Source organism: Ruegeria sp. AG7, assembly GCF_056541545.1.
This window is the reverse complement of record NZ_JBQFYP010000021.1, coordinates 1-11,949: the sequence shown is the minus strand read 5'-3', so window position 1 is coordinate 11,949 and position 11,949 is coordinate 1. Positions and strand designations below refer to the sequence as shown.

Sequence of the window (11,949 nt, the reverse complement as noted above, 5' to 3'; positions counted from 1 at the left end):
TGCCGTTATTCCCTAAATGCACGATTGAAGTAATCGGCCATCGGCTTGACAAGATAGGACAACGGAGTGCGCTCATCGGTTTTGATCAGTGTCTCAACAGGCATACCCGGCAAAAGTTCCTGACCGTTGAGACGGTCCATTTCACCATCATTCATAATCACCTCGGCGCGGTAGAAAGTGAAGCCGGACTGTTCATCCGTGAAAGTGTCGGCAGACACGTTTTTGACCTGCCCGTCCAATTCAGGTGTTTCGCGCTGATTGAAGGCCGGAAATCGCAGGGCGACAGGTTGGCCCACGTGCAGCTGATCCACATGGATTGCGTCCACACGCGCGGCGACCAGCAATGGCGTATCCTGTGGGACCACATACATCATGGGTTCGCCCGGCTGAATCACCGACTGCAGGGCAAAGACCTGACTGCCGTAAACGGTTCCGTTGACAGGTGCGCGGATGTCCAAACGTGCCATCCGCTCGGACAGGGATAGTCGGCGTTCCGATAGTTCAGCAATTTGGGCCTGTACGTCTCGCAAAGTGGTAATCGCCTCCTCCCGGCGGGTTGCAGTCAGTTCAACGATCTGGATCTCGGTTGATGCGATCTGCCCTTTGAGGCGGGCGACAGCGGCTTCCAGTCGACCTATTTCACCTGTCAGGCTGGCTTCTTCCCGTTGCAGGGCCAGCACGCGACTGGTTTGGGTCAATCCACGTTTCAACAGGCTTTGTTGGTCTTCCAGCTCATCCTCGATCAATTCAACCTGACGGCGCAGGGAAACGAGTTGGGCTTGTGTGCCTTCGATCTCACTTTCGATCTGAACCAACTGCTTTTTCAGTTGTTCGTGCTGCTTGGACATTGTTTCCACCCGCGCGTCGAACAAGTTTTGTTGCCCTACTATCAGGTCGGGATCAATGCTGTATTCCTCCTGTACCTCGTGCAACTGCGCCGACAGCTCTTGCGACGAAAGCCCGTCGCGTTCGGCTTGAAGCCGGGCACGCCGGACCAGAAGTTCGAAAAGCTGCGCTTCCACAATCGTCTGTTCGGACAATAGGAAAGTATCATCCAGTCTCAGCAGCATCTCGCCCGAGGCGACCACATCACCATCGCGTACAAAGATTTCGCCAACAACGCCGCCATCAGGGTGTTCGACCACCTGACGGTTGCTTTGCACTTCGATCACGCCTGAGGATACGATCGCACCAGCTAGGCGTGTCTTCACTGCCCAAAGGCCCAGTCCGCCGACCAAAATGGCAAGCGCGGCGAATCCTACCAGGGCGGGGATTCTCATACTCCAGGCCTGCGCCTGCTTCTTGGTCGTGTTTTTTGCCATTATTCACCTACGGGGCTAAGCTTGCGCTTAATCGCGCCCGCATTCTGCACCATTGCGCCGAGAACCTCGTCACGACTACCGAACCTGACCACTTGTCCTTTTTCGACAACGGCCAGATCGTCACATTCCGAAATGGCCTGCGGACGGTGTGTCATGATGATGGCGGCTTTGCCTGCCGCCTTGAGCCCCCTCACGGCCGCGTTCAAGGCTTCGGTGCCATCCGCGTCCAGTGCCGAGTTTGGTTCGTCCAGAATAAGCAGAACAGGGTCGCCATAGAGGGCGCGGGCCAGAGCGATGCGCTGTTTCTGTCCACCTGACAACTGACTGTCATTGCCTTCAAGGAAGGTGCCATAACCTTTCTCCAAAGACAGGATCAGGTCGTGTGCATTGGCTTTTTTGGCCGCGGCCACCACCGCTTCGGAATCCGGGTTCTCCGACATCCGGGCGATGTTCTCGGCCACCGTTCCGTTAAATAGGGTAACCTGCTGCGGCAAATATCCGATATGGCTGCCCAAATCGTTGGAGTCATATTGATCCAGAGTGGCACCACCCAGCCGAATTTCCCCGGCTGCCGGATTCCAAAGCCCCAGCAACGCCTTGGCCAGTGTCGTCTTTCCCGACCCGCTTTTGCCGATGACACCCAGCGCCTTGCCCGGTTGCAGTTTCAGATTGACGTTCCGCAACGTTGGCGTTGTTGCCCCAGGGGGAATGACAGTCAGCGATTTTGCTTCCAGCTGCGCCTTCGGGATGGGCAAGCGGATCCGCTGCTCTTCGGGTGGGGTCTGATCCAAAAACCGGCTGAGGGAAGTCCAGGCTGTTCGCGCACGTTCGATCATGCCCCATTGGCCAACCGCTTGTTCGACCGGGGCGAGGGCCCGACCCAAAAGGATTGAGCCCGCAATCATCGCGCCCGGTGTCATTTCATTTTGCAGAACCAGCCACGCGCCCAAGGCAAGCATTGCAGATTGAAGAAACAGTCGTAGCGACTTGGTCAGAGATGTAAAACTGCCTGTCCAATCGCTGGCAGAAATGGTTTGGCGTAAGGCATTCGAACGCTGGTCCAACCACCGCTTTGTCACGTCCGCCTGCATACCTTGAGAGCGCACAACCTCTGCCGCTTGTCTCGCATGTTCCGCAAAGGCGTTTGCCCGCGCTGCTGCAGATTGTGCCTCGGCGACTTTCCTGCTGGTCAGCGCCTGATTGAGGAGTGCAATCACGACAAGTAGAACACCGCTTGTCACGGCCAGCCAACCCAGCAGGGGATGAAACAGGAAAATCGCGCTCAGAAAAACAGGCGTCCATGGAATATCCATCACCGCCAGCAGAACAGGGGACGAACACAGGTTTCGAATGGATTCCAGATCACGCAAGGCCGTCGCCGGGGCAGATCGTATTTGCGGCATAAGTGAACGCCGCAGCGTTGCTTCGAAGACGCGCTCATCCAACTGTGACTGGAACCGTGCGCCGAACCGGGCAACGATGCGTCCGCGGGCAAAATCCAGCATCGCCATCAGCGCATAAAGCAACGCCACCAACAAAAACAACGCTGTCAGTGTTTCCACCGCACGCGAGCCCAATACCCGGTCATACACCTGCAACATAAACAATGGGCCCGTCAGCATAAGCAGGTTCACAAAAATGCTGAACAAGAACGCCAAAGCAAGGAACGCGATCCCCTGATTGCGCACATTGCGCAGTTCATTTCGGGGGGCCGCGGATACGCGGTGTTCAGGTTTCAATGTTTTAAATCCATATTATTCGGAGATGCGACCCCGCACTTAAAAAGTTAGATCAGCCTTGCCAAGTTTGCACATCTTTTTTTGGGCAAGAAACCGCGGGTCCTTGGCGTAAAGAAGCACTATTCAGCCGTAGCTGACAAAAAAACCTAACGGCGATTATGGGCACCGTTAGGCGGGCGCTTCAGGATAACGGCAATTCGGGCGGAATACAGCAAGAAAGACGGTCACGCAAAGACCACAACCCGCCAACAAGCCGCAGGCGAGGAAGGCTGTATCGATCCGGCCGCGAAATGACCGAGACCAAATTTTTTCGACTTTATCTGTAGGGATGGCAAGTGTTGTTATATTGTCGGACATTATTGTTTATTTTGTCCTACATTAAATGTAGAAGTGAATGAAACACGAATCGGAGAAGTCGCACGTGGCCAAAAGAACGCCCCCAAAGGAAAAAGCTGAGAGTGTCGGCAACACCTTGAAGGTGCTACCAGCTGGCAGCAGTGGCCGGGACGTTCTGGAAGCTCTCTCTGGAATGATCGAAGCGGAAGGTTTGAAAGTAGGCGATCGCCTGCCGCCAGAGATCAAAATTGCAAATCAGCTTGGAATCGGACGGGCGAAGGTTCGCGAGGCCCTGACAAGTTGGCAGAACATGGGCATCGTTGTGCGGAACAAGAAAGCCGGGACACGTTTGGCAGCCGAGGTATCTGCCAACACGATCCATCTCCCACTCACGCTGAAGCTTGAAGCCGAAAGCCTTTTGCGGACACACGCCGTGCGCCGGCCACTGGAAATCGAGGCTGCAAGGTTGGCTGCATTGAATTGCTCAGACGCGCAGCGGCTTTTGATTTCGGCCCGCGTTGCCGAGCTCATAGCTGTTCATTCTGCGGGTGAGGATTGGCGACCGGCCGACTACCGGTTTCACGCGGCACTGCATGAAGCGTGCGGAAACCCACTTTTCGGGCAGTTGATACGGCAAATTCAGAAAGCATTTCACGAAGTATATGACACCCCATTCGGCCAACCACACTTGGGTCAAGCCTCAATTCCAATACATGCGCAGCTGGCTGAAGCAATTGTCGCAGGCCGTGCAGATGAAGCCGCGCGTATTATCGGCGAGATCATGGACATGGTCGAAGCAGAAGTCCTAGAAATCATGGAAAGTCAGAATGTCTGATTACAGAGACCTTGCAACGCGTCTTGCAACTATCTTCCCGGAAGAGGCAGGTTCGGTCACGCCTCCTATTGTTCAAACGTCACTATTCACCTTTGACAATTATCAGAGTTTTGAAGACCGGATGGCCGGAAGATCAGAAACAGCCATCTACACGCGCGTGGAAAACCCGACCGTCGCCGCGTTTGAAACGCTCATGGCTGAAGCCGAACAAGGTCAGGCTGCCGTTGCATTTGCTTCCGGGATGGCGGCCATTTCCTCAACGCTGCTGGCATTTGTCAAACCCGGTGACCGGATTGCCTGCGTCGAACACGTCTATCCGGATTCATTCCGGTTTATGGAGCGCATCCTGCGCCCGTTCGGGGTGCATATCGACTACCATGCGCCGGAGCGTTTCGAGAACGACCCCGATCTGCTTGCCGATGTAACGGTGGCCTATCTGGAGAGCCCCGGATCGATTGTTTTTGAGGCGATGGATCTACGTCGTGTCGCAGAGCATGCCAGACGCCACAATGTGTTGACGATAATCGATAATTCATGGGCAAGCCCGGTGTTCCAACGCCCCCTCGCACTGGGCATCGACATCGTCATCCACTCGGCCTCGAAGTACATTTCGGGGCACTCGGACACGGTTGCGGGCGTGGTGGTTGCCTCCCGGGACCATATCGCCCGCATCCGTGATCTGACACTTCCTTTGCTTGGGGCCAAACTGGCACCTTTTGAGGCCTTCCTGCTGACGCGCGGCCTGCGCACGCTGAACGCACGCATGATGCAGCATCAAGCGACGGCCAACATGTTTGTTGATCGCCTAGCCACTGTTCCGCAGGTCAGGCAGGTCAACTCACCAGGCGCCAACGACGTGCCCGGGCTGACGGGGCGGTCCGGACTTATGTCGGTTGAGTTTGATGACAGTGTCGACATCGCCAAACTTTCTGATGCCTTGAACCTTTTCCGCCTCGGTGTGAGCTGGGGTGGCTTCGAAAGTCTGATCCTGCCTGCGCGCGTCGGGCTTGCTCAGGCCGGTGAACAAAACTCAATGCAGAAATTTGGGGTCTCACCCAATCTAGTGCGCCTGAGTCTGGGGCTCGAGTCGGCAGAAGATCTATGGGCCGATTTTTCTTCGGCGCTCGCCGAAAGCACGGCTTAGAACCGTTCGCTCAATAAAATCAACAGGAGGAAAACATGAAGAAACTACTAACTGGAATGACGGCTGCGGCCGTGCTCATGGGATCGGCATCTTACGCCGAGACCACACTGAAACTGGTCGAGGTTATTACAAGCCCTGAGCGTACAGAGGTGCTTCAGGGACTGGTGGATGAATTTGAAGCCAATAATCCCGACGTCACTGTCGAAATTGTATCGCTACCTTGGGGTAACGCGTTCGAAAAGCTGGCAACAATGGTGGCAGGTGGCGACATCCCTGATGTGGTGGAAATGCCCGATACCTGGCAGGCTCTTTATGCTGGGTCCGATCAGCTGGTCAGTCTCAAGGATCATGTCGCCGGATGGGAACACGGGGCTTCGCTGACTGACAAGACAGTCGCTATGGGCAGCCAGGCGGGTGATCTCTATATGATCCCGTACGGATTCTATCTGCGGGCGATGTTCTACAACAAGAAACTGCTGGCCGAAGCGGGTATCGACACTCCCCCGACAACGATGGAGGAGTTCAAGGCTGCCTCTGCCGCAGTGTCCGAGCTTGAGGGCAAGTATGGGTACTGTTTGCGCGGTGGTCCCGGTGGAACAAATGGCTGGATCATGTTGGCCGCAGCCATGAACGGCACCAACGAGTTCTTCACAGAAGACGGTGTCAGCCGCATCAACGAGCCCGGCTCGGTCGAAGGTATCCAGTTCATGATCGACATGTATCAGAACGGATATGCGCCCAAGGACGCCGTCAGTTGGGGCTTTAACGAGATCGTGGCCGGTTTCTATTCCGGTACATGTGCATTCCTCGATCAGGACCCGGACGCACTGATCGCTATTGCCGAGCGGATGCCTGCCGAAGATTTTGCGGTCATTCCGATGCCTGTCGGACCTTCGGGCAAAGCTTTCCCAACAATTGGGTTCGCAGGCTGGTCGATCTTCAATGCGACTGAACATGAAGACGAAGCCTTTGATCTGGTTGCGGCCTTGTCGACGCCCGAAGCCAACGCCACGTGGGCAAAACGCGTTGGCGTCATTCCGATCCACAAAGGCGCCGATCAGGATCCTCATTTCCAGACCGAGCAATTCAAAGGCTGGTTTGAGGAACTGAACGGCGAGCAATATGTGCCGACAACAATGCCAACCAACCTGGAACAGTGGGGCTATTTTGGCAGCACGCTTCTGCTGGAAACCAGTCAGGAAGCCCTGTTGGGGCAGCGCAGCGCGCAGGACGTCGCGGATGAGTGGGCTGAGTTCCTCACTGACGAACACGCCAAGTGGAAGGCAAGACAGTGATTTCGCGCACTCAGAAAACTGTCAGGCCCGGGGACACCCGGGCACGACGCTCGCTCTACCTACAATACATGGTCGAGCCGTTTTTCTATTTGTCACCCGCTATTCTTCTGATCGGTGCGGTGATCATGGTTCCGCTAATCATCGGAATCTCATATTCGTTCCAATCCATTGAGCTGTTGAAGCCTTTTGCTTCTGGCTGGATCGGGTTTGAAAACTACGTTGATCTGTGGGGAGACCGCAAGTTCTGGATCGCGATGGAGAACACGCTGTTTTGGACCTTTTGGTCGATAACATTCCAGTTTCTGCTTGGCCTTGGTCTTGCCATGCTTTTGAATACGCAGTTCTATGGAAAGAAACTTTTTCAGGCGCTTGTTTTCCTACCCTGGGCTGTCCCGACCTTCCTTTCTGCGCTGACATGGGCGTGGCTTTTTAACCCTGTCATCGGCCCGCTACCGCATTGGCTGGCCGCCCTTGGCATTCTGTCAGAGCCCTACAATATCCTTGGCGATCCCGAGCTTGCCATATGGGGCCCGATCACTGCAAATATCTGGTTCGGCGTTCCTTTCTTTGCGATCACGCTGTTGGCGGCTTTGCAATCGATACCCGGTGAGCTTTATGAGGCTGCAGAAGTCGATGGCGCGACCCCATGGCAGACCTTCACCAAGATCACCTTGCCGTTCCTTGCTCCGATGATCGCGATCACCGTGATGCTGCGGACGATCTGGATCGCCAATTTCGCCGACCTGATTTACGTGATGACCGGCGGCGGGCCTGCCAATTCGACCCAAATCCTGTCGACTTACATCTTCACCACAGCTTTTCGAAAATTGGACTTCGGCTACGCGTCAACCATTGCTGTGGCGCTGCTGGTGATCCTTCTGATTTACGCCGTTATCCTGCTCTGGCTTCGCAAGAAGCTGGTCAAGATTTGAGGAGTAGGCCATGTCAGCTGTCAGGAAACCCAACCCCCTGCTGGTTGTGGGCAAATACGCGGCACTTGCGTTCTATCTGATCTTTGCGTTGTTCCCGCTTTACTGGTTGCTCAAGATCGGGTTGACCCCGGACGCACTGATCTTTTCAGAGGGCACCCGGCTGTTTCCAAGCGAAGTGACCTTTTCAAACTTCAAAACAGTCATTTTTCAGACCGATTTTGTGGCCTATTTCCGGAACTCTCTTGTGGTGTCGCTGGGGGCGGCGTTCTTTACGACATTGTTCGCGGCTGGGGCGGGTTATGCCTTTTCCCGCTTTGTTTTCGCGGGCAAACGGATCATCATTGCCTTGATGCTGGTCACCCAGATGTTCCCGCTGCTGATGATCATCGCACCCATCTACAAGATCATCGCGGACCTGGGGCTGCTGAATTCGCTGACAAGCCTGATTGTTGTCTACACCGCGTTCAACATCCCCTTTGCAACATTCCTGATGCAGTCATTCTTTGACGGCATTCCCAAAGATCTTGAAGACGCGGCGATGATGGATGGCTGTACACGGTTTCAGGCGCTGCGCAAAGTGGTGTTCCCGCTGACATTGCCCGGTCTCGGGGCGACGCTTGGATTTGTCTTTACTGCCGCATGGTCCGAGCTGTTGTTTGCGTTGATGCTGATTTCAAAGAACGACGCGATGACATTCCCGGTTGGCTTGTTGACATTTGTTTCCAAATTCTCCGTCGATTGGGGGCAAATGATGGCGGCCGGCGTGCTGGCACTGATCCCAAGTTGCCTCTTCTTCATCTTCATTCAACGCTATCTCGTGCAGGGCCTCACGTCCGGCGCGGTCAAAGGATAGGAGGCCAGATCATGGCACGTATCGAACTTCGTGACGTTGCAAAACGCTATGGATCCGTCGAGGTTCTGCGCAACATCAACCTTGAGATTCAGGATGGTGAGTTCATCGTTCTGGTCGGCCCGTCAGGCTGCGGCAAGTCCACTTTGCTGCGCATGGTTGCTGGTCTTGAACCGATATCAAGCGGCGACTTTCTGATCGATGGCGAGCGCATGAATGATGAGAGGCCAAGGGATCGGGACATCGCGATGGTGTTCCAGTCCTACGCTCTCTATCCGCATATGGATGTCGCTCGGAACATGGGCTTCTCAATGGAAATCCGCAAAGCTCCGGCTGCTGAACGCATATCAAAGGTCGCCCAGGCGGCAGAGACGCTGGGGTTGACCAAATTGACGGATCGCTTGCCCAAGGCCCTTTCAGGAGGTCAACGTCAGCGGGTTGCCATGGGGCGGGCCATCATCCGAGACCCACGCGCATTTCTGTTTGACGAGCCATTGTCAAACCTTGATGCGGCTCTGCGTGTCGAGATGCGGCTGGAGATCGCGCGGCTTCATCAAAAACTAGGTGCGACCATGATCTATGTGACCCATGATCAGGTCGAAGCGTTGACGCTGGCAGACCGGATCGTTGTTCTCAACGCAGGGGATATCCAGCAAGTCGGCAGTCCGCTCGAGCTTTATGAAAGGCCGGCCAACAAATTTGTTGCCCAGTTTATCGGCTCACCCACCATGAATGTTGTGCCTGTATTGGGAACCAAAACAGGTGTGAATGTCGGGAATGGGGTTGAAATCAGGATACTCGATCAACCCCTTACCGCTCAGGCGAAAGAACTGGGTGTAAGGCCGGAACATATCGATGTTGTGGACAACGGCACCGGTGATCTGTCGGCCGTGGCGGATGTTGTGGAACATCTGGGGTCGGACACGAACATCTACGTCAATGCCGAGGGGATCGGCCCCATGATGGTGCGCAAGCATGGCAATATCCCGGTGAAATCCGGGGATCGCCTCGGTTTGCGCATTCAAGCACAGAATGCACATCTGTTTGCCTCGGATGGTACAGCGTTGAGACGGGCTTGCTGAGATGGTGGATAATTTGGAAGATTGGGCTTCGCCGCATGCGATAAAACTCCATCCGCGGGATCTTTAGATGAACGATAACCAGTTATTGCTGCCGGGGTCGCAGTCCGAAGCCGGGTTTTGGGTTGAAACGTCAAGACATCGCGATTGGTTGATGAATCAGGCCATGCGGCAACTTACGTTCTTCAGCGCGAGCTGCCGGGATGAGTCCGGGTTCTATACACTTGGTCACGATGGCCGCCCGTTGCCCGGCAAGCCGCAGGAGCTGCACACGACGACCCGGTTGGTTCATTCTTATGCATTAGGACTTCTGTCCGGTTTCCAAGGTGCTGAACGGATCATTGATCACGGCATGACATATCTCGATAGCCATCACCGAGATCGCGACCACGGCGGATATCTCTGGGCGTTGGATGGGGATCAGATCAAGGATGACCGCAAGCTTGCCTATGGGCACGTCTTTGTCCTTCTTGCCTCGGCAAGTGCGAAACTGGCGGGTCACCCGGATGCAGACAAGCTAATGACAGATGTCCAAAGTGTTCTGGAAAAACACTTCTGGGACGAAGAAGCAGGCCTGTTTCGCGATGAATGGAACAGGGATTGGACGCCGTTTTCCACATATCGCGGAATGAATGCAAATATGCACGGCGTTGAGGCAATGCTGGCCGCCTTTGAAGCCACAGGAGACGAAATCTTCCTGTCCCGCGCCGGTCGCATTCTGGACTTCTTCATTGGCAAAATTGCACCCGGTGAAAACTGGCGGCTTCCCGAACACTATTCGTCTGATTGGCAGATCAACCGGGATTATGCGGGTGACCCGATGTTCAGACCTTACGGAACAACGCCGGGGCATTCGTTCGAATTGGGTCGGCTTCAGCTTCAGCATTGGGATTTGTCAGGCCGAACGAACCCCAATGCTCCGTACAGGGCGCGCCGCTTGATTGCGCAGGCTTTGAATGATGCGTGGCTGCCTGGCGGCGGGTTGGCCTATACTCTTGATTTTGATGGTCGCGTTGCCAATGCTTCGCGGTTCTGGTGGCCCATCACCGAAGCCATAGGGGCGGTTGCCGCTCTGATCGCGCTAGACAGAAGGCCAGAAGACGAGGAGTGGTACAGAAAGCTCTGGACCTATGCGAGTGAAACACTTGTGGATCATCGACATGGCGGCTGGTTTCCAGCAGTGGATGGGGCAGGGGCTGTAGTGACATCTATTTTTGACGGCAAGCCGGACATCTACCACTCGTTGCAAGCCTGTCTGTTTCCGCTGTCAGGACGTTTGTCGAGGATGATGCCGCTTTAGGTTTGGAAAATCCTCAGTTGCGGCTTGTCTTACCCGAGTCAGAATCCGGTGCAGGGTCTTGTCGAATATCCGCAGACTACAAATCGTAGCCTGCGGCGGTGTCCGAATGTCAGGAGGTCGCTCGGTTGCCCCTGCATTCCAGCGTTATGCATTCCAATCAACCGTGAACTCTTCGCGAAATGCAAAGCGTTTCAGGTGGTCTTCTATGACAACTTTCCACGAGTTCAAGTCACCACGTGGGCCGACTGAAGCAACTATGTCTAGCCCCTCGTCCGTCGCTTTCATCGCGACCGCGCACCCGTTTTCAAATGAAACTTTCCCTTCAGTTACATCAAATTCTACTTGCCCCTTGTAGGACCAGCGCTTGCATAACTGCTGAAGGTTCCGTTGCAAACTTTCGGCCATTGACGCTTTCGGAATTAACGAGTGAATGACTCGTCGGTCGTATCAAGTCGAAAGCCAGCTCATGATTTCCTTCAAAGGTGCACAGTATCCGAAAGATGTGATCTTATTCGCAGTATTCTTCTACGTTCGATACGGCGTTTCCTACCGCGATCTGGAAGAGATCATGGCAGAGCGCGGTGTTTCGGTCGATCACACCACGCTGAACCGCTGGGTGACACGGTACTCTTGCGCAATCGCTGAAACAGCACGCCGCCGCAAAGGCCCATGCGACCGCTCCTGGCGAATGGACGAAAGGATCTGTTGCGAAGTTTTGACTGGCGACAGCGATAGTGTTGTACCGGCGGGCTAAGCGGCCAGCTCTGCAAACTGCCGAAACGGACAGACTCCGGGCGTGATTTGACCTTTGCGGATCATGTGTGCCACTTCGATTCCGTCGAGGGTTGCCGCCGCTGAAGCGAACGCCTTGAACAACATCGTGGAACAGGACCATCGTTTCATCAAAAGACGCATCCGGCCGACCGCGTTGCACGAATAGCGCTTGGGCCGCATTTGCCCCTTTCCCCGGTTCGTTATGCGACACGTTCATAGGTCGCACGACCTAGACGGGTCATGCGGTTGAGGGCTTTGACAGCGATGCGGGCTTCGGTTGTCTGGGTCTCCATGTTGCGGCTGCGCAGTTCCAGTCCGATGACCTGTTTGTATCGCCCGATCT

The 11,949-nt window shown here is 55.0% G+C and carries 10 protein-coding genes and 2 pseudogenes; 8 read left to right on the top strand and 4 right to left on the bottom strand.

Annotated elements, in window-relative coordinates:
• Window positions 1-5: 5 nt before the first annotated feature.
• Complete coding sequence (locus ACR0BF_RS18430; protein ID WP_480520546.1) at window positions 6-1,280, bottom strand: HlyD family type I secretion periplasmic adaptor subunit; 1,275 nt, start codon at window positions 1,278-1,280, stop codon at window positions 6-8.
• Window positions 1,281-1,321: 41 nt separating this feature from the next.
• Window positions 1,322-3,061, bottom strand: a complete 1,740-nt coding sequence (locus ACR0BF_RS18425; RefSeq protein ID WP_480606792.1) for a type I secretion system permease/ATPase — start codon at window positions 3,059-3,061, stop codon at window positions 1,322-1,324.
• 394 nt (window positions 3,062-3,455) lie between these two features.
• Between ACR0BF_RS18425 and ACR0BF_RS18420 the strand changes: the two genes are divergently transcribed.
• From ACR0BF_RS18420 to ACR0BF_RS18390, 7 genes are all read left to right on the top strand, one after another.
• Window positions 3,456-4,232, top strand: coding sequence for a FadR/GntR family transcriptional regulator (locus ACR0BF_RS18420; RefSeq protein WP_480625503.1), 777 nt, complete (start codon window positions 3,456-3,458; stop codon window positions 4,230-4,232).
• Entirely contained in the window at window positions 4,225-5,376 is a 1,152-nt protein-coding gene (locus ACR0BF_RS18415) for an aminotransferase class I/II-fold pyridoxal phosphate-dependent enzyme (protein ID WP_480606788.1), read from the top strand. Before ACR0BF_RS18420 ends, ACR0BF_RS18415 begins: the two co-directional genes overlap by 8 nt.
• 35 nt (window positions 5,377-5,411) lie before the next feature.
• Window positions 5,412-6,671, top strand: a complete 1,260-nt coding sequence (locus tag ACR0BF_RS18410; protein ID WP_480625502.1) for an ABC transporter substrate-binding protein — start codon at window positions 5,412-5,414, stop codon at window positions 6,669-6,671.
• On the top strand, window positions 6,653-7,603 hold the full coding sequence (locus ACR0BF_RS18405) for a carbohydrate ABC transporter permease (protein WP_480625501.1): 951 nt from the start codon (window positions 6,653-6,655) through the stop codon (window positions 7,601-7,603). Before ACR0BF_RS18410 ends, ACR0BF_RS18405 begins: the two co-directional genes overlap by 19 nt.
• 10 nt (window positions 7,604-7,613) lie before the next feature.
• Entirely contained in the window at window positions 7,614-8,456 is an 843-nt protein-coding gene (locus ACR0BF_RS18400; RefSeq protein WP_480477286.1) for a carbohydrate ABC transporter permease, read from the top strand.
• Between the two features lie 11 nt (window positions 8,457-8,467).
• Window positions 8,468-9,535, top strand: coding sequence for an ABC transporter ATP-binding protein (locus ACR0BF_RS18395; protein WP_480625500.1), 1,068 nt, complete (start codon window positions 8,468-8,470; stop codon window positions 9,533-9,535).
• 67 nt (window positions 9,536-9,602) lie between these two features.
• Entirely contained in the window at window positions 9,603-10,832 is a 1,230-nt protein-coding gene (locus ACR0BF_RS18390) for an AGE family epimerase/isomerase (protein ID WP_480520560.1), read from the top strand.
• A 144-nt stretch (window positions 10,833-10,976) separates the two neighbouring features.
• Here ACR0BF_RS18390 and ACR0BF_RS18385 read toward each other — a convergent pair whose 3' ends face one another.
• Window positions 10,977-11,237 (bottom strand): DUF2218 domain-containing protein, encoded by a 261-nt coding sequence (locus ACR0BF_RS18385; RefSeq protein ID WP_480625499.1) that lies wholly within the window; start codon window positions 11,235-11,237, stop codon window positions 10,977-10,979.
• A 61-nt stretch (window positions 11,238-11,298) separates the two neighbouring features.
• Between ACR0BF_RS18385 and ACR0BF_RS18380 the strand changes: the two are divergent.
• Window positions 11,299-11,533 (top strand): annotated as a pseudogene (locus ACR0BF_RS18380) (IS6 family transposase); the annotation flags it as partial.
• 49 nt (window positions 11,534-11,582) lie between these two features.
• On the opposite strand, the pseudogene ACR0BF_RS18375 reads toward ACR0BF_RS18380, so the two are convergent.
• A pseudogene (locus ACR0BF_RS18375) lies at window positions 11,583-11,705 on the bottom strand (IS6 family transposase); the annotation flags it as partial.
• Between the last annotated feature and the right edge of the window lie 244 nt (window positions 11,706-11,949).